Annotated in this window: 15 protein-coding genes and 1 tRNA gene; 5 read left to right on the top strand and 11 right to left on the bottom strand. The window is 51.5% G+C overall.

What is annotated here, in order from left to right; translation table 11 throughout:
• The first annotated feature begins 7 nt into the window (after positions 1-7).
• Together mtrD and mtrE are read left to right on the top strand one after the other, a co-directional pair.
• On the top strand, positions 8-3,211 hold the full coding sequence (gene mtrD, locus DQM57_RS06220) for a multidrug efflux RND transporter permease subunit MtrD (RefSeq protein WP_111727292.1): 3,204 nt from the start codon (positions 8-10) through the stop codon (positions 3,209-3,211).
• A gap of 52 nt (positions 3,212-3,263) precedes the next feature.
• Entirely contained in the window at positions 3,264-4,667 is a 1,404-nt protein-coding gene (gene mtrE / locus DQM57_RS06215; protein ID WP_111727291.1) for a multidrug efflux transporter outer membrane subunit MtrE, read from the top strand.
• A gap of 111 nt (positions 4,668-4,778) precedes the next feature.
• On the opposite strand, the gene DQM57_RS06210 is transcribed toward mtrE, so the two are convergent.
• The 3 genes from DQM57_RS06210 to DQM57_RS06200 form a co-directional block, all read right to left on the bottom strand.
• Positions 4,779-6,941, bottom strand: a complete 2,163-nt coding sequence (locus DQM57_RS06210; protein ID WP_111727290.1) for a TonB-dependent siderophore receptor — start codon at positions 6,939-6,941, stop codon at positions 4,779-4,781.
• Positions 6,942-7,193: 252 nt separating this feature from the next.
• Positions 7,194-9,374: a TonB-dependent receptor domain-containing protein gene (locus DQM57_RS06205; RefSeq protein WP_111727289.1), complete on the bottom strand. Its 2,181-nt coding sequence runs from the start codon at positions 9,372-9,374 to the stop codon at positions 7,194-7,196.
• 181 nt (positions 9,375-9,555) lie between these two features.
• The gene (locus DQM57_RS06200) at positions 9,556-11,199 is read right to left on the bottom strand and encodes a lactate permease LctP family transporter (RefSeq protein WP_107960652.1); all 1,644 of its coding nucleotides are present in this window, start codon (positions 11,197-11,199) and stop codon (positions 9,556-9,558) included.
• A 344-nt stretch (positions 11,200-11,543) separates the two neighbouring features.
• Here DQM57_RS06200 and DQM57_RS06195 point away from each other — a divergent pair, with 344 nt between their 5' ends.
• Complete coding sequence (locus DQM57_RS06195; RefSeq protein ID WP_107960653.1) at positions 11,544-12,323, top strand: FadR/GntR family transcriptional regulator; 780 nt, start codon at positions 11,544-11,546, stop codon at positions 12,321-12,323.
• Positions 12,324-12,457: 134 nt separating this feature from the next.
• On the opposite strand, the gene gdhA is transcribed toward DQM57_RS06195, so the two are convergent.
• On the bottom strand, positions 12,458-13,792 hold the full coding sequence (gene gdhA, locus DQM57_RS06190; protein WP_003677835.1) for an NADP-specific glutamate dehydrogenase: 1,335 nt from the start codon (positions 13,790-13,792) through the stop codon (positions 12,458-12,460).
• 425 nt (positions 13,793-14,217) lie between these two features.
• Between gdhA and DQM57_RS06185 the strand changes: the two genes are divergently transcribed.
• Both DQM57_RS06185 and DQM57_RS06180 read left to right on the top strand, forming a co-directional pair.
• Entirely contained in the window at positions 14,218-15,012 is a 795-nt protein-coding gene (locus DQM57_RS06185; protein WP_108044077.1) for a thymidylate synthase, read from the top strand.
• Between the two features lie 9 nt (positions 15,013-15,021).
• The gene (locus DQM57_RS06180; protein ID WP_111727288.1) at positions 15,022-16,047 is read left to right on the top strand and encodes an FAD:protein FMN transferase; all 1,026 of its coding nucleotides are present in this window, start codon (positions 15,022-15,024) and stop codon (positions 16,045-16,047) included.
• 62 nt (positions 16,048-16,109) lie between these two features.
• Here DQM57_RS06180 and DQM57_RS06175 read toward each other — a convergent pair whose 3' ends face one another.
• The 7 genes from DQM57_RS06175 to DQM57_RS06145 all read right to left on the bottom strand — a co-directional run bounded on the left by DQM57_RS06175 (position 16,110) and on the right by DQM57_RS06145 (position 23,780).
• A complete protein-coding gene (locus tag DQM57_RS06175) occupies positions 16,110-17,447 on the bottom strand; it encodes a sodium-dependent transporter (RefSeq protein WP_039854684.1) in 1,338 nt (445 codons plus the stop codon).
• A gap of 233 nt (positions 17,448-17,680) precedes the next feature.
• Positions 17,681-18,745 (bottom strand): glycosyltransferase family 4 protein, encoded by a 1,065-nt coding sequence (locus DQM57_RS06170; RefSeq protein WP_111727287.1) that lies wholly within the window; start codon positions 18,743-18,745, stop codon positions 17,681-17,683.
• Positions 18,746-19,504 carry a glycosyltransferase family 2 protein gene (locus DQM57_RS06165; RefSeq protein ID WP_111727678.1) on the bottom strand — a complete coding sequence of 253 codons (759 nt, stop codon included), beginning with the start codon at positions 19,502-19,504 and terminating at the stop codon, positions 18,746-18,748. It abuts the gene before it with no gap.
• Positions 19,505-19,578: 74 nt separating this feature from the next.
• Positions 19,579-19,654 (bottom strand) — tRNA-Ile (locus DQM57_RS06160).
• Between the two features lie 53 nt (positions 19,655-19,707).
• Positions 19,708-20,910: a beta-ketoacyl-ACP synthase gene (locus DQM57_RS06155; protein ID WP_111727286.1), complete on the bottom strand. Its 1,203-nt coding sequence runs from the start codon at positions 20,908-20,910 to the stop codon at positions 19,708-19,710.
• Positions 20,907-21,431 (bottom strand): hypothetical protein, encoded by a 525-nt coding sequence (locus tag DQM57_RS06150; protein WP_111727285.1) that lies wholly within the window; start codon positions 21,429-21,431, stop codon positions 20,907-20,909. The genes DQM57_RS06155 and DQM57_RS06150 overlap by 4 nt, the downstream gene beginning before the upstream one ends.
• Positions 21,432-21,473: 42 nt before the next feature.
• Entirely contained in the window at positions 21,474-23,780 is a 2,307-nt protein-coding gene (locus DQM57_RS06145) for an MMPL family transporter (RefSeq protein WP_111727284.1), read from the bottom strand.
• Positions 23,781-23,784: the final 4 nt, after the last annotated feature.

The raw sequence follows: 23,784 nt of genomic DNA, 5'->3' as shown, positions 1-23,784 counted from the left end.
GGCATCGATGGCTAAATTTTTTATCGACCGCCCCATTTTTGCGTGGGTTATTTCGATTTTTATTATTGCGGCGGGTATTTTCGGCATTAAAAGCCTGCCTGTTTCGCAATATCCGTCTGTTGCCGCTCCGAATATTACCCTGAGGGCTACTTATCCGGGTGCATCCGCACAAGTGATGGAAGACAGCGTACTTTCCGTTATCGAGCGGAATATGAACGGCGTGGAAGGTTTGGATTATATGTCCACTTCCGCCGATTCAAGCGGCAGCGGCAGCGTCAGCCTGACCTTTACGCCTGAAACCGACGAAGATTTGGCTCAGGTGGAGGTGCAAAACAAGCTTTCCGAAGTATTGAGCATGTTGCCGGCGACCGTTCAACAGTACGGCGTTACCGTATCCAAAGCGCGTTCCAATTTCTTGATGATTGTGATGCTGTCGTCAGACGTACAGTCAACCGAGGAGATGAACGACTACGCGCAGCGCAATATTGTGCCCGAACTGCAACGTATCGACGGGGTGGGACAGGTCCGTCTGTTCGGCGCGCAACGCGCCATGCGGATTTGGGTCGATCCTAAGAAACTGCAGAACTACAATTTATCGTTTGCTGATGTCGGCAGTGCGCTGTCGGCACAGAATATCCAAATTTCCGCAGGTTCCATCGGTTCGCTTCCCGCTGTTCAGGGGCAGACTGTTACGGCTACCGTAACGGCGCAAGGACAGTTGAGTACGGCCGAAGAATTCGGCAACGTCATCCTCCGTGCCAATACTGATGGTTCTAATGTTTACCTGAAGGATGTGGCGAAAGTCGGATTGGGTATGGAAGACTATTCTTCCTCAACCCGTCTGAACGGGGTAAATACCACCGGTATGGCGGTGATGCTGTCCAATAGCGGTAATGCGATGGCGACGGCAAAGGCGGTTAAAGAACGCATGGCGACGTTGGAAAAATACTTTCCTCAGGGTATGAGCTGGAAAACCCCTTACGATACTTCCAAATTCGTCGAAATTTCGATTGAAAAAGTCATCCATACCTTGTTAGAGGCGATGGTGCTGGTTTTTGTCGTGATGTACCTCTTCCTGCAAAACATCCGTTATACGCTGATTCCGACCATTGTCGTACCGATTTCCCTGTTGGGCGGTTTCGCCTTCATCTCTTATATGGGCATGTCGATTAACGTACTGACCATGTTTGCGATGGTTTTGGTCATCGGTATCGTAGTCGATGACGCGATTGTGGTGGTTGAAAACGTCGAGCGCATTATGGCGGGCGAAGGCCTGCCGCCTAAGGCTGCAACCAAAAAAGCAATGGGTCAGATTTCCGGTGCGGTAATCGGTATTACTGCTGTTTTGATGTCTGTATTCGTTCCTCTGGCTATGTTCAGCGGGGCGACGGGCAATATCTATAAGCAGTTTGCACTGACTATGGCGGCATCGATAGCCTTCTCCGCCTTCCTTGCGCTGACACTCACCCCTGCTTTGTGTGCCACAATGTTGAAGACCATCCCGAAAGGGCATCACGAAGAGAAAAAAGGTTTCTTCGGTTGGTTTAACAAAAAATTCGACAACTGGACGCACGGCTACGAAGGCTGGGTTGCCAAAGTATTGCGCAAGACTTTGCGCATGATGGTTGTTTATGTTGGTTTGGCGGTTGTCGGCGTATTCCTGTTTATGCGCCTGCCGACTTCTTTCTTGCCGACCGAAGACCAAGGCTTCGTCATGGTCAGCGTGCAACTGCCTGCGGGTGCGACCAAAGAGCGTACCGATGCGACGCTGGCGCAAGTAACGCAGTTGGCAAAAAGCATTCCTGAAATTGAAAACATCATTACCGTTTCCGGCTTCAGCTTCTCGGGTAACGGTCAGAACATGGCGATGGGTTTTGCCATGCTCAAAGACTGGAACGAACGTACCGCCCCCGGCAGCGATGCCGTTGCGATTGCCGGCAAGCTGACGGGTATGATGATGGGGACGCTTAAAGACGGTTTCGGCATCGCCATCGTTCCGCCTCCGATTATGGAGTTGGGCAACGGTTCCGGTTTGAGCATCAACCTGCAAGACCGCAACAATACCGGTCATGCCGCATTGCTGGCCAAACGCAACGAGTTGATTCAGAAAATGCGCACCAGCGGTTTGTTTAATCCCAGCACCGTCCGTGCCGGCGGTTTGGAAGATGCGCCGCAGTTGAAAATCGACATTAACCGTTCGGCGGCTTCGGCACAAGGTATTTCTTTTGCCAGCATCCGTACCGCACTGGCAAATGCGCTGGGTTCGTCTTACGTCAACGACTTCCCGAACCAAGGCCGTTTGCAGCGCGTGATGGTTCAGGCGGATGCTTCGGCACGTATGCAGCCTGCCGACATCTTGAATCTGACTGTGCCGAACAGCTCGGGCATTGCCGTTCCGCTTTCTTCGATAGCCACCGTTTCTTGGCAGATGGGTACGGAACAGAGCGTCCGTTTCAACGGCTATCCCGCTATGGAACTGTCCGGTTCGCCCGCAACAGGTGTTTCCACCGGTCAGGCCATGGAGGCAGTTCAAAAAATGGTTGACGAATTGGGCGGCGGTTACAGCCTGGAGTGGGGCGGACAGTCGCGCGAAGAGGCAAAAGGCGGTTCGCAAACTATTGCCCTTTACGCGCTTGCCGCCGTTGCAGTCTTTTTGGTGCTTGCCGCACTTTATGAAAGCTGGTCTATTCCGCTGGCCGTTCTGCTTGTGATGCCTTTAGGCTTGGCAGGGGCGGCGGCAGGTGTAACCGGGCGCAACCTGACCGAGCTGATGTTGGGCGGTATTCCTGCATTTGCCAACGACATCTACTTTCAAGTCGGTTTCGTTACCGTGATGGGTTTGAGTGCGAAAAACGCGATTTTGATTATCGAATTTGCCAAAGACCTTCAAGCGCAAGGGAAAAGCGCGGTCGAAGCCGCTTTGGAAGCAGCCCGCCTGCGTTTCCGTCCGATCATCATGACCTCGTTTGCCTTTATTTTGGGCGTGGTTCCCCTGTATATTGCCGGCGGTGCAAGTTCTGCCAGCCAGCGCGCCATCGGTACAACCGTATTCTGGGGGATGTTGGTCGGCACGCTTTTATCCGTATTCTTGGTTCCGCTTTTCTATGTGGTGGTGCGCAAATTCTTCAAAGAAACTGCACACGAGCATGAAATGGCGGTCAGACATGCATCAGAAGCGGGTATAACCGGTTCGGACGATAAACAATATTAAGCAAAATACCGTCTGAAAACCGCAGGTTTTCAGACGGCATCGGGACTTTTTTATGAATACTACATTGAAAACCACCTTGACTTCTGTTGCAGCAGCCTTTGCATTGTCTGCCTGTACCATGATTCCCCAATACGAGCAGCCTAAAGTCGAAGTTGCGGAAACGTTTAAAAACGATACTGCCGACAGCGGCATCCGTGCAGTCGATTTAGGTTGGCATGACTATTTTGCCGACCCGCGCCTGCAAAAGCTGATCGACATCGCACTCGAGCGCAATACCAGTTTGCGTACAGCCGTATTGAACAGCGAAATCTACCGTAAACAATACATGATTGAACGCAACAACCTTCTGCCCACACTGGCCGCCAATGCTGGCGGCTCGCGCCAAGGCAGTTTGAGCGGCGGCAATGTCAGCAGCAGCTACAATGTCGGACTGGGTGCGGCATCTTACGAACTCGACCTGTTCGGGCGTGTGCGCAGCAGTAGCGAAGCAGCACTGCAAGGCTATTTTGCCAGTGTCGCCAACCGCGATGCGGCACATTTGAGCCTGATTGCCACCGTTGCCAAAGCCTATTTTAACGAGCGTTATGCCGAAGAAGCGATGTCCTTGGCGCAGCGTGTCTTGAAAACGCGCGAAGCAACCTACAAGCTGTCCGAATTGCGGTACAAGGCAGGTGTGATTTCCGCCGTCGCCCTACGTCAGCAGGAAGCCCTAATCGAATCCGCCAAAGCCGATTATGCCCATGCCGCGCGCAACCGCGAACAGGCGCGCAATGCCTTGGCAACCCTGATTAACCAACCGATACCCAATGACTTGCCCGCCGGTTTGCCGTTGGACAAGCAGTTTTTTGTTGAAAAACTGCCGGCCGGTTTGAGTTCCGAAGTATTGCTCGACCGTCCCGACATCCGTGCCGCCGAACACGCGCTCAAACAGGCAAACGCCAATATCGGTGCGGCACGCGCCGCCTTTTTCCCATCCATCCGCCTGACCGGAAGCGTCGGTACGGGTTCTGCCGAATTGAGCGGGCTGTTCAAAAGCGGCACCGGTGTTTGGTCGTTTGCGCCGTCTATTACCCTGCCGATTTTTACCTGGGGTACGAACAAAGCCAACCTTGATGCAGCCAAGCTGCGCCAACAGGCACAAATCGTTGCCTATGAATCCGCCGTCCAATCCGCATTTCAAGACGTAGCAAACGCATTGGCCGCGCGCGAGCAGCTGGATAAAGCCTATGCCGCTTTAAACAAACAAAGCCGTGCTTATAAGGAAGCGTTGCGTCTGGTCGGCCTGCGTTACAAACACGGCGTATCCGGAGCGCTCGATTTGCTTGATGCGGAACGCAGCAGCTATTCGGCCGAGGGCGCCGTTTTGTCGGCCCAACTGACCCACGCCGAAAACCTTGCCGATATGTACAAGGCACTCGGCGGAGGATTGAAACGGGATACCCAAACCAATAAATAACCGGCCGGGCAATAAAATGCCGTCTGAAACGATAAGGTTTCAGACGGCATTTCTTTCTTTAAAACGGTTTCCGGTGCCGGCCTGCCTTTTAAGACGGCAGGCCGTATCCGTTTAGAAGGTATGTTTGACGGTTGCGGTCAGGCTGCGCGGCGTGCCGTAAACATGGATGTCCGGCATGGGGCGGTAGCGTTTGTTGAACACGTTTTCAAAGTCCAAACCGATGCGGGTGGATTTGCCGATTTTGTAATGCGCAGTCAAATCCAGCGTAGCGTATGGGCGTTGGGTCAGTGCTTCTTTACCGGCAGCGGTAAATGGCTGATATTCATCATAGGCGTTTGTGCCGCTTTGCCAGTTGACGTTTGCACCCAAGTTCAAACGGTCGGTAACGTCATACGCAGTAAAGAGTTTGAAAAGGTGGGCAGGATAAGAAGGGTTGACCACATTGCCCGAATCGTTTTTGAGTTTGGAGTATGCATAAGAAGCATTGAGCAGCCATTTGTCGCTTAGACGGCCGCCGACAGAGAGTTCCATACCTTTTGTTGTAGTGTTGTCGGCTGCACGGTAGTATTTCTTACCATTCGCGAATTTGCCTGCAACCACGCCCAAATGGTCGCGTTTATTCATAAAGGCGGATGCAGAAGCGTTCAAACGGCCTTCAAACCAAGAGGCTTTTAAGCCGAGTTCATATGTTTTGCCACGTTGCGGTTCGAGTGCCGTACCGTCTTTGGTCAAGTAACGCACTTGAGGGCGGAATATGGTGGTATAGGAGGTGTAGGCTGTCAGATTGTCGTTTAAATCATAACTTGCGCCCAAATAGGGGATAAATACCTTGTTTTTATGCCTGCTGTCGGCAAAATTGTTGCGATCGGAACTGTAGCGGTATTGCCAATCGACAAACCGTCCGCCACCTATCAATGCCAGCCTGTCAGTCAGTTTGAAACGGGTCGAACCGTAAACAGAGAGGTTTTTCATATGGGCAAAGCCGTCGCGAAGGTAGGGTATGGCCGGTTTTGTGAAATTTCCGTCAAAAAGGCGCAAATCAGGGACAATCTCATCTTCATTTTCTTCGTAATATGAAGGAGTTTCCTTATTGTACTGATAGCTGATGCCGGCATTGAATTCATGTTTGCGTCCCAAAAGCGGGTAATCGCCGTCTAAATTCAGAGAAAAATCTTGGTCGGCGTATTTGGCTTGATCGCGCTCGGCAAAGAATTTAGCGGAATAGTTCGGATAAATGACAAAAGGACCGGCTATACCGGAAACTGCATCACTTTTTCCATAAGTATGGCTGTAGTTGCCGTTCAGAGCCCAACCATTTTCAAACTCATGATTGACAGAGGTAAAGATTTCCGCACTGTTGTCTTTACCGTAAGCCCATTTTGCCGAGGCATTGCTGCGCGGTGAGGCTGCAAACGGTTTGAAAGGTTGATTGTTTTCAGGGTCTCCCGCCACGGTCAGATAGCTGAAAGGCGAGCTGCCGGTATTGCGGAAACGGTGTATTTCCGTACCGATATTCCACTGAGTCTGAGGGGTAATGTCGTAGGAGAGAATGCCGTAGAACGTGTGGTTGTGGCGCGAAGTGTTCGGCAGGTAATCGCCGCCGTGGTCGCTGACCAAAATAGTGCGGCCGCGCAAGGTATTGTCTGCATTCAAAGGCTGATTGGCATCAAGGACGAAGCGGTAGTGTTTCCACGAACCGACTCCGGCTTCGACGCTGACGGCAGGTTTGGCAGTCGGTTTTTTGCGTTCCAAAGCAACCGTACCGCCCGGCTCGCCCATACCGCCGTTGGACAAACCGCTTGCGCCGCGCACGACGACGACTTGGTCATACAATGCGCTGTCCAGATTGTTGGTGCCGTGGCGGATGGCTTTACCGTCGTAAAGGAATTTGGGCGCGCCGTCCACGGTAATGCTGTCAATCGCCTGACTGCGCGAAATAAACTCGCTGTGGCCGGATACGTTGTTGCCCATTTTGCTGTGGAACACGCCCGGTGTTTGTTTCAATACGTCCTGCAGGCTGTCCAAGCCTTGGTCTTCGATTTGTTTTGCCGTTACGACAGACAGGGATTGCGGTGTTTCACGCTGGGTCAGCTTGATGCCTGTGGCGGCGGAAGAAGCGGGGATGGTGTAGTTGGAAGCCGTTTGTTTTCCCAGTTCTTTGACGTGTATTTCCGGAAGGGCGGCAATGTCTGCGGCGGAGGAGTGCGCGGCGCATAACAGCATGAGTGCGGATGATACGGCAAGCGCAGTGCGTGAAGGGTGTGGGGTACGCATGATTTTTCCTTTTAGTGGTTTAGCGGCGGGATTTTAGCAAAATGTTGTAATTATACTAGTTAGTGTAAATATTATTTAGGATTATTTTGACTGTTGTCAAAATATATATAGTTATCTAGTTATAAAGATTTATATTGAATCATTATAGGAGGGGTAAAAGGAAATGCTAGCGTGCTGTCGGATTGTTGCACCTTACAAAAAATGCCGTCTGAAACGGACTCTGTTTCAGACGGCATTTTAAAATGCAACCGTTTAGAATTTGGCTTGCAGCCTTAACCAAGCGGTGCGGCCGGGTTCGTTCACGCGAGTGGTTTTGATGCCTGCGGCAGGATCGACAAATCCTCCGCTTCTGCTGACGAATTCGGCATAGGTTTTGTTAAAGACGTTGTCCACGCCGCCTTGCAGGGTGGCGTATTTGTTGAATTTCCAACCTGCATTGACGGAAAGTACGCCAAAGCCCGCGGATGCGCCGATATCTTGGCCGACGATATTGCCTTGACCTTTGCTGAAGCGGTTTTGTTTGGCAACGACTTTCCACAATGCGCCCGCGCTGAATTTGCCGTTGTCGAAGGCAAGGGTGTTGTTCCATTCGAGCGGAGGTGTTTGTGCCAACGGTTTGCCGTCGGTACGGTTTTTACCGTAGGTATAGGCTAAGTTGCTGGATACGCTCCAATTAGGAGCGAATTCCCATTTCACTTCAATTTCGCCGCCTAGACGGATGGCATCAATATTGCGCGCGCTTAAGTCTGCACCATGATGATGGCCGGAGTGTCCGCCTGCTGCCGGAGCGTTGCCACCGGCTGCCGCATGGTCGTGTGCCGCATGGTCGTGTGCCGCGTGGTCGTGTGCTGCATGATCGTGTGCTGCATGATCGTGTGCCGCGTGGTCGTGTGCTGCTGCATGATCGTGTGCCGCCGCGTGGTTATGTGCTGCCGCATGGTCATGTGCCGCCGCGCTGTTGGATGCATGATGCATCATCATCGGTTTTGTTTCGACAATGATAAAGTCGTCAACTTTGCCTGCAAACACAGAGGCGGAGACGTGCCAATTTCCGCTGTTCCAAATCAGCCCTGCATCAAGTTGACGGTTGGTTTCTTTTCGGAGGTTTTCCGATTTTTTGCGCTCCCAGTAGTCGGGAGAACGTTGGGCCACGCCTAAACCTGCGTAGTATTTGGTATCGCCCAGTTTTTGTTCAAATCGGAAAAAGCCTGAATTCAAGGGGTATTTGGTTTTTTTGAGGGGATCGGAGTCGGCCTTGTTTTCGTATGTGCCTGTTACCTGATCGTGACGGAAGCCGGCAATCAGTTTTTGTGCATCGTTACGTTGCCATGCTGCTTCGGCAAAGCCACCCAGTTGGTCAAAGCTTTGTGTCGGAGCATATGCTTTTTCGGTGAATTTTTCATCGCCTGATCGTTCGGTATGGCGGTCGCGCATGTAGTCGATGCCGGTTTGAAGGTTAACGTTGTCCCAATCGAAAGTGGCTTTCAGATTGCCGGTATCGGTACGGCGTTTGGGGTTAATGGCTGCCTTGCCCATTTTTCCGACGGGACGCAGGCTGTAGGTGTCCATAACGTGGTCGATTTCGCTGGAGCCGTAGCGTGCTTCGATTTCGCTCAACCAGGGTGTGATATTGCGTTGGCTGATGCGGACATTCCACGCGTCGCGGTCGAATTTGCTGCCGTCCATCATACGGTCGGCGTAGGCTGCCTTACCGCGGCTGCGTTCGTATGTGCCGGCGATGGTGGTGTTTTCGGTCGGAGTAACGCCCAACTGAACCATTTGGCTGTCGCGTTTGAAGTTGGAATGTACGCGGTTGCCTGCTCCGTCTTTATAGTCGTCGGATTCGTTGTGTGAGACATTGAGGCGGGCATAACCGTATTTGCCGCCTGCACCGGCTTCAAAGGAGGCATCGCGTCTGCCGCTGTTGCCTAATGTGGTGCTGCCGTTGAAGGAGTAGGGTTGTTCGTGGAAGGTAGGATCTTTACGGACGAAATGAACGGAACCGCTGATCAAACCCATCCCTTGGGTAACGGTTTGCGGACCTTTGGTTACAACAACTTCGTCAAAGGTGCTGGGGTGGATGTAGGAAGTGGGTGGGTCCATGCGGTTGGAACAGCCGCCGTAAACGAACTGGTCGTCTGCGTTGATAGCAAGGCGCGAGCCGCCCAAACCGCGGAACAATGGATCGCCCGAGCTGCCGCCTTTGCGGATGATGCTCATGTTGGGGACGGATTGTAAAAGGTCTGCGCCATCCCCTGCCGGTAGGGGCTGGAGGGTAGCTTTAGGATTGAATTTGACTGTATTGGCTTTTTGCTGCTGTGTCCCGGTAACGGTAACGGGGGAGAGCTCGGCGGTTTCTTCCGCAATAGGGGCTGCCCATGCTTGGCTTAGCGCGGCTGCGAGGGGAAGGAGTAGGAAGTGGGTAGTTTTCATATCAGTTTCTCTATATAGAAGGTTTTATGTTAATACTACTTAGGTAGTATATAGTACTAGTTTACATGTTAAAAGGGGAGTTATATTTTTTTTAACATATATCAATAAGAAAGATATGGGTTGCGCAAAAGAAATGCCGTCTGAAACATGACCTGTTTCAGACGGCATTTTTACGGATATTTTATTTGTTAAAGAAAATCAGTGTCCACGGTAAAACATATGCCTGCAGGAGGGTGAGGAGACCGACAAAACTACAGAAAATCAGGCTGTGTTTCACGGTGAAGCGGAACAGGTTGGATTCCTTGCCCTCTAAGCCTACTGCCGCACAGGCGATGGCGATGGATTGAGGGGAAATCATTTTGCCTGTTACGCCGCCGGTCGTATTGGCGGCAACGGTCAGCTCGGGGGTAACACCGATTTGATGCGCGGTGCTGGCTTGCAGCGAGCTGAATAATGCATTTGCAGAAGTATCCGAGCCTGTCAGGAATACGCCCAACCATCCGAGGAACGGTGAGAAGAACGGGAATACGGTTCCTGTTGCTGCGAGGATTAGCGCCAGTATGGATGACAATCCCGAATAGTTTGCTACAAAGGCAAAACCGAGTACCAAACCGATAGACAGGATGGACAGGCGCAGTTCTTTAAGCGTTTCAAAGAAAGTGCCGACGGCTTCGGAAGGTTTCATTTTCAGCAAGATTGCGGAAACGATGGAAGCAAACAGGATTGCCGTACCGACTGCGCCGAGGAAGTCAATTTTGAATACGGCGGCGTATGGTGTTGGTTCGCTGACGATAGGCGCGGCTTTTTGTACCAAGTTGTGCAGCATCGGCCAGTCGAATTTGATGGTGGCAACGCCCAAAGCCTCTTTAACGCCTTTAATCGTCCACACGCTGACGAAAACGGTCAGGATGGCAAAAGGCGACCAAGCTTTGATGATTTGTCCGGCAGTGTATTCGCCCGCTTTGCGTTCGGACGGTTTTTTCATGCCGTTGAATGTAAAGATTTCTTTAGGCTGCCATTTTCTCAAGAAGGCAGACAGGCAGATCAGGCTGACCAATGCGGAGGTAACGTCAGGCAACTCGGGGCCGATGAAGTTGGCAGTAATGAATTGGGTTGTGGCAAAGGATGCGCCGGCAACCAGAACGGCAGGCCAAGTTTGGCGTATGCCGCGCATACCGTCCATCATGGCAACTAACCAGAAGGGTACGATGACTGACAGGATAGGAAGTTGGCGGCCTGCTACCTGACCGATATGGTAAGGGTCGAGATTGGACACTTGACCGGCAACCAAGATGGGAATACCCATCGCGCCGAAAGCTACGGGCGCGGTATTGGCAATCAAACACAAACCGGCGGCGTAGAGTGGATTAAAGCCCAAGCCTACCAGCAAAGAGGCGGTAATCGCCACCGGTGCGCCGAAACCTGCTGCACCTTCCAAGAAGGCTCCGAAAGAGAAACCTACTAAGAGCATTTGCAGGCGTTGGTCTTCTGTAATTGAAATAACGGAGGCGCGGATAATATCGAACTGCCCTGTTTTTACGGTAATTTTATATAGAAATACGGCGGTAACGATAATCCATGCAATCGGCCATAAGCCGTAGGCAAAACCAAACAGTGCGGAAGAAACAGCCATGCTTGCCGGCATGCCGAAGCCGAGGATGGCGACACCCAGTGCAATCAGCAGCGTGTAAAGGCCTGCCTGATAGCCTTTGAGTTTCAGGACGGTCAGGGCAGTGAAGAAAAAAATGATGGGCAAGAGGGCTGCAGCTGCCGTCAGATACAGGCTGCCTCCTATTGCCGTGTAGTTTTGAACCCAAGTTTCCATAATTGAGCATCTCCGAAAATATTTTTCTGATTAATAATAAAATTGGTCAAACCAATTAAGATAATGCGGTGCTACTTTACGAAACTTTAATATACCAGTCAATATATTTTTCAATACAAATGATGATTTTTAAAAGAATATTAATTTTATTCCTTAATAATCAAGATGGTATTTTATTTAAAATGTAATTGGATGTAGTTCTGAAGGGGGTTGCCATGTTGGGCCGGTAATGCGGTTGACGGTGGGAGTGTTGTATTATTAGAATTTATGTTTGTTGGTCAGTCCAATTTTATTTATATTTCGGAGAAAGTTTGGCAGAAAATCGATAGAAGGAGAATGCGATTATGAAATTGATAAGGCCGCAGAAAATCAGCGATCAGGTGTTGTCGGTGTTGGAGGAGCGCATTGCGGAAGGTGTTTATGAGGAGGGGGGCAAGATTCCTCCGGAGCGTGTTTTGGCGGAAGAGTTCGGCGTTTCGCGTCCGTCGGTACGGACGGCATTGAATGTTTTGGTTGCCCGTCAAGTCTTGGAAGCGAGGCAGGGAGACGGTTATTATGTTTCTGTCAAACCGCAACAGGATTTCCTGAAAAGTTGGCAGGAGCTTTTGGGCAAGCATTCCAATTGGGAACAGGATGTCTTCGATTTCAGCTGCCATATAGAAGGCTGTATGGCGGGTTTGGCGGCAGAACGCCGTACGGATGCGGATTTGAAGCGGATTGGGTTTTGGCTTGAGAAGTTTGAGGAGGCATGCGAAAGCGGCAATTTAGAACATCAGAGCGAAGCCGATGTAAGCTTTCATCAGACGATTGCCGATGCGGCGCACAACCTGCTGTTCAGCCATTTGTCGGGCAGTTTGTTAAAAATGCTTTACCGGCAGACGCGCAGCAGTATCATCTATTTGAATCAGGAAGAGGATCCGCGTCCGAAACTGATGGCGCAGCACCGTGTATTGTATGAGGCGATATCAAACCGTCGGCCGGGCGAAGCTTCAGAAGCGGCAAAGGTTCATTTGAATTATGTGGCAAGCAGCATCATGAAAGACAGGGAGTATCAAAGCCGTAACCGCCATGCGGATACTTTGGCACAAAATGATTTGAAACGTGTGCAGGACTGGGAGGTATGAATACCGTTTAGACGGCCTGACATATTCGGATGTATCGGTAGTATCACCCGATTCGAACGGGCGGATAAGGAAATGCCGTCTGAACCGCATTTGCGGTTCAGACGGCATTTTGTTTGCGGGTTGGTCGCGTTTGTTTAGAAACCTTGCGCCAACATGGCATCGGCAACTTTGACGAAACCGGCAATGTTCGCACCATTGACGTAGTTTACTGTGTCGCCGACTTTGCCGTATTTCAGGCAGGATTCGTGGATGCTTTGCATGATGCCGAACAGGCGTTGGTCGACTTCTTCACGAGTCCAAGACAGGCGGATGGCGTTTTGACTCATTTCCAAGCCCGAAGTTGCCACGCCGCCGGCATTGGAGGCTTTTCCCGGGGCGTAGAGGATGCCGGCTTTGATAAATTGCTCGACCGCGCCTAAAGTTGACGGCATGTTCGCACCTTCGGCAACAACGTAGCAGCCGTTTGCCAACAAGGTTTTGGCGGCTTCTTCGTCCAATTCGTTCTGGGTGGCGCAGGGCAGGGCGATTTCAGCGGCAACGCCCCACGGTTTTTGGTTTTCAAAGTATTGCAAACCTTGCTCTTTGGCGTAGGTGGCAACCCGTTCGCGGCGGATTTCCTTCAGCTCGATCAAGGCGGCGAGTTGTGCTTCGGTCATACCGCTGTCTGGGAAGAGGACGAAGCCGTTGGAGTCGGAAACGGTCAGTACTTTCGCGCCCAGTTGGATGGCTTTTTCGGCAGCGTATTGCGCCACGTTGCCGGAGCCTGAAATCAGTACACGTTTGCCTTCAAAGCCGTCATTGCGGGTTTGCAGCATGGCTTGTGCGAAATAGACGCAGCCGTAGCCGGTCGCTTCGGGACGGATGAGGCTGCCGCCCCATTCCAAACCTTTTCCGGTCAGGACGGAAGTGAATTCATTGCGGATTTTTTTGTATTGTCCGAACAGATAGCCGATTTCGCGGCCGCCTACGCCGATGTCGCCGGCCGGAACATCGGTGTCTGCGCCGATGTGGCGGTAGAGTTCGGTCATGAAGGCTTGGCAGAAACGCATTACTTCAGCATCGGATTTGCCTTTGGGATCAAAGTCGGAACCGCCTTTGCCACCGCCCATAGGCAGGGTAGTCAGCGCGTTTTTAAAGACTTGTTCAAAAGCGAGGAATTTCAATACGCCCAAATCGACGGTCGGGTGGAAGCGCAAGCCGCCTTTGTAAGGACCGATGGCGGAGCTCATTTGAATGCGGTAGCCGCGGTTGACTTGAACTTGGCCTTTATCGTCTTGCCAGGTTACGCGGAACATGACGACGCGTTCGGGTTCGACGATGCGTTCCAGCAGGCTTTGCTGGGTGTATTTCGGATTTTTTGCCAGAAACGGGTCAAGGCTCATGAAGACTTCTTCAACGGCCTGATGGAATGGTTCTTGATTGGGGTTGCGTTGTTTGAGGTTGGCAAACAAGGTGTTCAAGTCAGTCATTTTGATGCTCCTTTAGGTTTATATTGTACTAATGGGAAAACAAATTTGTAGATGGCAATATAAACCTATTTTTTTTTGATGCCAAGCTGAATTTTGCGGAAATTGTTGACATTATTTTTTTGACTTTTTATAAATTTAAAATTTAATACCATAAATAGATAATAATAAAAAATATAATTTTGTATATATATACTTAATTAGCATTTACATCTAAGTAATTAAACTAGATTTTTGATTTTTGTCAAATTATTTTTTGTTATTCTATGTATATTGCCTGTGAAATCATTCTGGATTGTCAACAATATTGCCTGTTTCTGTGAACATTTCGGATGTTTGGGAGAAGAGGGCATGAAAGTATGGTTTGGGATTTGGATGCCATCTGAAAATGTTACAATATGCGCCGTTCAACTTGATGAAAGAATATTATGAAGGCCTATCTAGACTTGATGCGCCATGTCCTTGACAGCGGTACCGACAAATCAGACCGCACCGGTACGGGTACGCGCTCCGTATTCGGTTATCAGATGCGTTTTGACTTGGGCAAAGGCTTTCCGCTGCTGACGACCAAAAAGCTGCATTTGCGCTCGATTATTCACGAGCTGCTTTGGTTTCTCAAAGGCGATACCAATATCAAATACCTGAAAGACAACAACGTTTCCATTTGGGATGAATGGGCGGACGAAAACGGCGATTTAGGCCCGGTGTACGGCTACCAATGGCGCAGCTGGCCCGCACCCGACGGCCGCCATATCGACCAAATTGCCAATGTGGTGGAACAAATCAAGAAGAATCCGGACTCGCGCCGTCTGATTGTATCGGCATGGAATCCGGCTTTGGTCGATGAGATGGCCTTGCCGCCTTGCCACGCGCTGTTTCAGTTTTACGTTGCCGACGGCAAACTGTCCTGCCAGCTTTACCAGCGCAGCGCCGATATTTTCCTTGGCGTGCCGTTTAACATCGCCAGCTACGCATTGTTGACCATGATGATGGCGCAAGTATGCGGACTGGAAGCAGGTGAGTTTATCCATACGTTTGGCGATGCGCATTTGTACCGCAACCATTTCGAACAAGCAGAGTTGCAATTGGGCCGCGAATATCGGGCACTGCCTGTCATGAAGATTAATCCGGAGGTTAAGGATTTGTTCTCCTTCAAATTTGAAGATTTTGAGTTGGAAGGTTACGACCCTCATCCGCATATCAAGGCGGCAGTATCGGTTTGAGGAGGGTATATGGACAGGCATTTCGGGCGCAGGCGTTTTTTGACGGTTGCCGCCGTTGCGGCGGCGGGCGCGGCGGTTTCTTTCTTGCCGAATCCTTTTGCCGCCGATGATGAAAAACGCAATAAAGATGAAAAACGCAATGAAAATGTGTTTTTCTGGAAAGGTGTCGCGCTGGGTTCCGGTGCGGAGCTCCGTCTGTTCGGTGTGGACGACAGACGTGCGGCGGATTTGGTCAACAAGGTTTTGGCGGAAGTGGCGCGTTTGGAAAAAATGTTCAGCCTTTACCGTGAAGACAGTCTGATCAGCCGTCTGAACAGGGACGGTTATCTGACTTCGCCTCCGGCGGATTTCTTGGAACTGTTGAGCATCTGTCGGGATATGCATACTTTGACCGGCGGGGCATTTGATCCGACGGTTCAGGTTTTGTGGAAACTGTATGCCGATTATTTTGCCGCTCATCCCGATGCGGAAACACCGCCATCGGAAAATAGCGTGAAGGAAGCCTTGAAGCGGGTCGGCTTTGACAAATTGGTGTTTGACGACCGTGGAATCCGTTTTGCCGAAAAGGGTATGGGTTTGTCGTTGAACGGCATCGCGCAAGGCTATATTACGGATAAGGTCGTCGCGTTGCTGAAGGCAAATGGCGTGCCTGCCGCTTTGGTCGATATGGGTGAAATCCGCGGGTTTGATACAAACGGTAAACGGACTTGGAATGTCGGTATCCGCAATCCGGATGACGAAGAAGGCGTGTTGGCGACGGTTGTCATGAAAGACAAGGCGTTTGCCACTTCGGGCGGCTATGGGACGGTGATGGACAAAGCGGGCAGGTTTACCCATTTGTTCGATCCACGAACCGGCGTGAGTACGCCGCGTTATAAAAGCATGAGCGTAATGGCGGATGATGCAGCGGTTGCCGATGCCTTGTCGACGGCGTTTTCCATTATGGATTTGCCCTTGATACGGTCGGTTGCCGAAAGCAGGCGGCTTAAAGTTTGGCTGGTCATGCCAGACAATACTTTGAACGAAATAGGCTGAGCCAAAAGTAAAATGCCGTCTGAAACTGTTTCAGACGGCATTTTTGCCGTTTGGAGGGCTTTTTAGAGAATACCTAAAGAATTGACGAAAACAATAATAATGGCAATCGGAGCGAGGTAGCGCAAGGTATTCAGCCACAGCAGCAGTACTGTTCCCGGTACGGTGCTGCCCGATCCGGCATCTTTTAACACAGACTGCTTGTCCTGAATCCAGGCGGTAAATACGGCAACGCTCAATGCGCCGACAGGCATGATGACTGCAGAAATAAGGTAGTCCCACAAATCAAAAATGGTTTTGCCGAAAATCTTAAACTCACCCCAGATGCCGAAAGACAGTGCGGACGGTATGCCGATAATGAAAATGGCCGTGCCGATAAGCCAAGTATGTTTTTTGCGTTTGCGCTCGTCTTGTCGGATGGTTGAGGCAATGACTGTTTCCAACATCGAAAATGCGGAAGTCAGCGTGGCGAAAACGACCAGAAGCATGAATACTGCAAATAAAACCGTACCGAACGGCATCTTCATGAACACTGCGGGCAATACGATAAAAATCAATCCCGGCCCCTGGCTCGGTTCAAAACCGAAGGCGAATACCGCCGGGAAAATCACCAGGCCGGCAAGCAGGGAAACCAAGAGGTTCATCCACATAATCGTATGGCCGGAACGGAACATATCCTGATCTTTTCCCAAATATGAAGCGTAGGTAATCATGGCGGAAACGCCGATGCTCAGGGCAAAAAACGCCTGTCCCAAAGCCGTAATCATCGTATCGGCTTTAAAGTACGACCAATTCGGTTTGAGCAGGAAAGACACGCCCTCCATTGCACCCGGCAGCGTCAGCGAACGGATTGCCAGCGCAATAAAGAGGATAAACAGCCCCGGCATCAGATAACGGTTTGCCTTTTCAATGCCGTCTGAAATCCCGCCTTTGACCACCCAAACCGTAATCAGCATAAACAGTGCCTGGTAGGACAGCGAACCTGCCGGATTGGAAATCGTTGTGCCGAACAGGGCTTCAAAGTCGGCTCCCGCATGGATTGCCCCCGTAAAACTGTGGACGACATAATTCAATACCCATCCGCCGACCACGCTGTAAAACGACAGCAAAATAAAGCAGGCGGCAACGCCCATACGCCCGACCCAAAGCCATTGCGTACCCGGACGCAGAACCCTGAAGGAATCGACGGCATTTTTACCGCCCGTGCGCCCGATATAAAATTCGGCAAGCTGAACGGGTAGGGCGACCAAGATAGTAAATATCAAAAACAGCAGGAAAAACACCGCGCCGCCGTTGGTGCCTGCCGTATAAGGAAATTTCCAAATCGCGCCCAAACCGATAGCCGAACCTGCCGCAGCAAGGACGAAACCGATTTTGGACGACCAAGAAGCATGGGTAGTCATAGGGTTTATTAAGAAATGTGAAGACAGTGCATTGTAACAAAGCGCTTGATGCGGCGGCATAAGCCGGGGAGGACGCTGCAAAACTTTGCCAATAGGCTGCGCGATATTAGTGGATATTGGGATTTTCTTATTTTGAAGGATATATTTCAGGTTTTTTTTTTCAATGAATGAATATAATTTGGCGGTTTGTTGCATGATGGGCTTTCAGACGGCATATGCCGTCTGAAAGCAGTTTATATTGCATCCAATAATTTGTCGGCGGTATGGTTGATGGTAAAACGGTTGGCGACGCATTGATGCCCTGCCGTTGCCAGTGCGTTTTTCGCTTCAGGATTTAAGACGAGGTATTCGATTTCATCCGCCAAAGACTCAGGTGTCAGCCTATCCAGCAGAATCCCCGATTGACGATGCACGACAATTTCCTTTTGCGCGCCCAAAGTATTGGAAATCACCGCCGTTCGGCAGTACATTGCCTCGCATAATGACAAACCGAATGCCTCCGGGACGAGGCTGGGCAAAACCACGACATCGCTTTGGCGGTAGAACGAAGCAAGTTTTTCGGTAAACCCTTCAAAAGAAACAAATGGTTCTGCTCCTGAAGCAGATACGTTCCGCTTCAGGCGGCACATATAATCCGGATGTCCGTGCCCTGCCAATTTGAGTCTGATTTGAGGATATTTCCGATGCAATATCACACAGGCTTCAATCAGGTTTTCCAATCCTTTTTCCGGACTGATCCTGCCGGCGTAGGCGACGGTAAAAAAACGGCTGTCGGGTTTTTCTTGAGAGGGAGGGAACCGGTCGGTATCGATACCGTTATGAACAATCCGGTATTTTTCTTTAAAGGGATTGTCGGCGGTTTGCACATCGTAAACCAGACGGGAAACGCAAATAAAGCGGTCGGTGTTTTTCTGTATCAGGCGGTGATAAAAATCGGTTTTGTTGGCGACGACATTATGTTTGACAAATATCAGGCGTACCCCGGTCAGTTTTTTCAAAAGTATGGATAAGGCGGCAATTTTGCCGGTGTGTATCATTAGGTGGGAAATGCGGTTTTTCCGGATAAAGCGGGTAAGTGCGTAGAGCGAAAACAGCCCGTTGAGCGTGTGAAGGCGCGTTGTGAAAACGGAAGAAACTTCGGAAAAGCGTCTGTGCATCAACTCATTATTTTTATTGACGGCGGTAAACATCGTGCAGCCCCGAAGCCCCAATGCTTTTGAAACATCATAGACATACTGTTCGCCCCCACCCCAAATCTTGGCCGATACGATATTTAATATCCTGAATTCTTTTTCCATTTAAAATTTTCCGCCGGATTTGTACAGATAATATAGTTTGACATATTTAATCATCGTGTAATAGCTGTGGTTGACGGACATAATCCAACCCATTTTCCCATCAAGAAACCCTTTGTTCAGGATATAAATTTTGAAAAAACCCCAAATCGGGCGGAGGATAATGTCCCTAACGAAACGCACGGGCTTTCCCTGCTCCCGGTATTTCTCGGCTGAGATGGAAGTGTATTTGTTGAACTTGTTGAAATATTGTTCCCAGTTGTCGTACGTATAATGGTACATAAAATGTTTCAGACGGCGTTTGGGGTAGGGGGTCTGTACGGTTTCGTGTACTTTGCCTTGCACTGAACTGTCTTTCTTCGGCATCAAACGGCATACGCTGTCGGGACGCATCGCGCCGTGTGTGGCCGGATGGTTAGGAAAAAGGTTGCGGCGCTCGACAAAATAGGCGGCATAATCGCTGGTTTGGACAATTTTTGAGATTTCATCAGATAGTTCCGGCGTGCAGCGTTCGTCTGCATCAATCAGGAAAACCCATTCTCCGCCTGCCTGTTCTATGGCAAATGTTTTTTGCGCTCCGAAATCCCCGTTCAAATGCCGTTGGAAGACTTTTGCACCCAAACTCTCGGCAATTTCGGCAGTATTGTCGGTGCTGTGGTCGTCGATAACGATAACTTCTTTATCGAAACGGCAACTTTCAATACATTCCCGAATGTGGTTTGCTTCATTTCTAGCAACAATCAATACGCTGACTTTTTTCATCATCAAGGTTTCTCAAAGCATTTTGGTTTCACAGGGCGGCAAAAAAGCCCAAACATACGTCTGGGCTTCGGAATTGGTGGGTCCGGTGGGGTTCGAACCCACGACCAAGGGATTATGAGTCCCCTGCTCTAACCCCTGAGCTACAGACCCGTCAAGAGTAGGCGCGTATTGTATAGCATAGCGGTGGGATTGACAAACTTATTTCATCCGATGAGTAAAACGCAGTTGCTTCCTCCGAAGGCAAATGACGAGCTGGCGGCAATGTGTTTTTCCGTTGTCCAGAAGCTGTTGCCGCCGGTAAGGTTGATGGCGGGAAGGTCCGGATCGTTTTGCCCGTCCCAAAGCTGGGGAGGAAGCCGATTTTCCGGATTGAGGCGCCGGTCGGCAATGCCCCACGCGAATGCGGCTTCGATTGCACCCGCCGCGCCTAAAGTATGCCCGGTTTGCGGCTTGGTGGAAGTGCAGGGCGTATTGTTGCCGAAGACCGCTGCAACGGCACGGCTTTCCATACTGTCGTTGTGGTGCGTCCCGGTGCCGTGCAGATTAATCCAGCCGATGTCTTCGGGTTTGAGTCCGGCGTGTTGCAATGCCGTCTGAAAGGCGAGGATTGCGCCTTGCGCGTCGGGGCGTGGCGAAGACATATGGTAGGCATCGCTGCTTGCGCCATAACCCAGAAGCTGCATGCCGCCGGAAAAATCCGCATCGCGCGTCATGATGAATACGCCTGCGCCTTCGCCGATATTGATGCCGTCGCGGTTGGCGGAAAAGGGATTGGCAATGTTTGGGGACAAGACTTCCAGTGAGGCGAATCCGTTGACGGTCAGCGGCGAGAGTGTGTCCGCGCCGCCGCAGATGACGGCATCGCACATACCGGCTCGAAGCAGGCGGGCGGCACTGATTAATGCGCGCGCGCCGGAAGTGCAGGCGGTGGAAACGACGTAACGCAGGCCGTTTAGCCCGTAAGCGTCGGCAATGAAATCGGCAGGTGCGTTCATGAGGTGTTGGCATTGATTGAACGTGAGGTCTTGCCAGGCTTTTCCCTGCATTGCCTGTCGGAACATCGGGATGTTTTCATCTGCACCGCCGGTGGATGTGCCGATAACGACGGCAATCCTGTTTGCGCCGTATCGTCGTATGGCGGCGTAAATTTGAGGTTCGATTTGTTCGAGCGTGTGCCAAAGCAGCCGGTTAGTGCGGCTGCGGCAGTGTGCGGGCGTGCCGTCTGAAAAGGGACGCAGGGTTTCTTTTACCATACCGAAAGCAAGGTTTTTGCCGTCAACCCAGTCGGATGAAAATGTCAGTGCCGGTTTGGAAGAAGGGGACAGCAGGGCGTCGATGTGGGTGTGCAGGCCGCTGCCCAATGCGCTGGTGAGTGCAGGACTTCCGAGGTAAACAGGTATGTTCATAATGGTTCAATCGGTGCAACCGACCAGCTGGTTTGGTCGGGTAGGGTAATCAAAAATTGCCCGCCGGTGTGGTTGACGCACCATATGTCTCGATTGCGGTAACGGAACAATGCCCCCTTGCTGCAGAAGGATGTGTCGGCGTCTGTCCGTTTGGATTCGGGATAGAGGGGTGCGGCATTCTCGGCGGTTATCAGCGGGAGCAGTGCGGCAAACAGTAGTCGAGACGATATGTTCGGCATGATAAATCCGTCATTTTGCCAGCCTCTGCTGTTGATAGTCTGGCGTGAAACCGGTGCGCCTAATATGTCGGTTTGTACAAATCGGATTCCGTCTTCCAGCTGTTCGGCTGCCAATATGCCGGTTTGTACCGATTCTTGCCCCTTATTGTAGCGTTCCCATTTGAACCATTGTACGTCTTCGACAAGACGTGGTTGGGTTTGGGGGACGGGTAGGGTGTATGAGGAGCAGGCGGCGAGCAGTTTTGCGGTCAATATGGCAAGCAGGGTTGTGGTCAGGCGCATAAGTTCCTTTCAAAAATGCCGTCTGAAGCGGCAGCAGGGTGGTTAACGGCGCGGATGTTGCGTATCCGGGACCGAGTACATCAGCCGTGCCGCCAGCCACAGATTTAATATTACTCCGATGCTGACGGTCATGCCGAATGCGGCGACGGCCGGTGTGCCGCTGAAGGCAAGCAGGATAAACGAGATACCGGTCGTGAGCGCGGCAAGCAGCATGCCGCCCAGCCGTGCATCGGTACTGTGTCCAGCATTGAGTACGTAAACGGCATAGTCAATGCCAATGGCGGAAACCAGCAACAATCCGAACATGGCAAACAGGCTAACGGGTATGCCCAGCCAACCTAATACGGCAACAGTACCTATGGCGGCAGCGACGGGTACGGCAAGGATTTTTCCGCCCAGCCGTGCGCCAAACAGCCGCCACAGCAGCAGCCATGCCAGCAGGTAAGACGACAATTTCAGCCAAGCCGTCTGATTGCGCGTATGGCGGAACAGGTCGTTGAGCCTGCCACGCTTGTCCGCCCATTTGATTCCCGGAACGGTTTCCGCCGTTTTGCGGACGGTTTCCGGTTCGGTCATGCCGTTCAGGCGGATAACCGAGGCATAACGATGCGGTTCGACTTGGCCGAGATACAGGGGTTTCCAAGCCTGTGCCAGAGGCAGGGCGATGCCGTCTGAAAGGGTGAGGGTAGGCGTGCCGGTCGCTTGCAGCAGGGCGGATTTCAGCGTGTCTTCCGGAATACCCAGTTCGTACATGGCGCGGTAGTTTCCGGGTTTGTCTGCAATGGTGCGCAAATGTTGTTTCAGGCGGTTTTGTTCGGCTGCCGGCAGAATGAATTGATCCAGCGATTGGATATCTTTCAGTTTGCCTTGTCGAATCAGGGGGGCGAGGGTGCGGCGCAGTTCGGCATTTTTTAACAGCAGCGCGTCTTCGCTTGCGGCTTCGGCAACCAGATATTGACCGCTGAAATCGGTTCCGCCCAATGTGCCGATTTTTTGTATTTGCGACAACAGTCCGGGCGGCATATTTACCCATTGGCGGATGTCGTCGTGCCAGTTGCTGCGCCACAGTCCGACGGCGGTGAAAACCATCAGGAAAACTGCTGCGGGATAACGGAAGGATGAGGGAAACCGTCTCTTGATATGTTTGCCCAGTATGGTACTTAAGGCGGCAAAAGGTACGGGTTTTGCCTGATAACGGGCAAACAGGGGCGGCAGCCAGCAGATGGTCGCGCCGAATGCGCCAAGTAGCGAGAATCCGGAGAAAACGGCAGTTTGTTGTAAAACCGGCAAAGGTGTGAACCAGAGCAGCGCGTATCCCGAAACGGTAATCAGCAGGCTGACGGCAAAGGTGGGCAATACCTGTTTCATCGCCGGTTTCGCCTGCCATGATGAGAATACCGACGGGGTCAGCCAGTGCAGCGGGAAATCGACCAGCATTCCGATCAGGCTCGTACCGATAACCAGCGTCAGGGCGTGGATATGTCCGAATACCGCCAGCGTCGCCGCCAAACCCGCCAGCATTCCCGCCGCAGGCGGCAGCAGCAGCCAGAAAGTGCGCGCGCTGCGGAAAACCCACAAGATGAGGACGGCGGTCAGGACGATGCCGGCAAAACCCATTATCCGGCTTTCTTTTTCGGCATCGGCTTTGGCGGCTGCTGCAAAAAGTGCGCCGCCCCCGGTCAGGATTTCGGCGTGCCTGTCGGATGCCAATGTCTGTGTTTTTTGGAATAAATGACCCAAGGCATCTTGAGGCAGGGCGTTGCCGGGCAGCTTGGCGCGTATCCAAACCCAGGTTTTCCCGTTGTCTTCGTTGAACAGCATACCGTTTTCGGGATGCCATTGCAGACGGGTTTGGGGATTGATTTTGCCGGCAACGAAACGCCCGAAACCCAGCCAGTCCTCGTCTAAGGGCAGGGAGGATACGGCAAACGGGTTGGCGGCATCTTCGGCGCGCCGGCGGAAATAGTCAGCGGGTTTTTCGGTCAGCAAACGCCGTTGGGCTTCGGGTAAGACGGCTAAACTGATTCTGCCGATGTCTTGGCGGATTTGTGCAAGGTCGGGGCTGATTTGGCTGTTTACTTCGGAAAATATCCCGCTTTGCCGCCATAAGGAGGCGATTTCCGATGCCGTCTGAAATGCGGTTTCGGGTTGGGGGCTGCCGGCAAGCAGGATGATTTGACTGTTGATTTGTGCGTCGCCGGCGTGTTCGGCCGCCTGCAAAACGGTATCTTGGCTGCTTTGGGGCAGCAGTTCGGTAAGGTCGGTCTGCAGCCAGGCGCGCGTTGTCATGCTGTAACAGACAAAGACGGTAAGTGCAGACATCAACAGGGTATAAATCAGGCGGATCATGGCG

The sequence above is a fragment of the Neisseria cinerea genome (assembly GCF_900475315.1).
Classification (GTDB): domain Bacteria; phylum Pseudomonadota; class Gammaproteobacteria; order Burkholderiales; family Neisseriaceae; genus Neisseria; species Neisseria cinerea.
The sequence above is the reverse complement of the archived record's forward strand: the minus strand, read 5'-3'. Positions and strand labels throughout refer to the sequence as shown.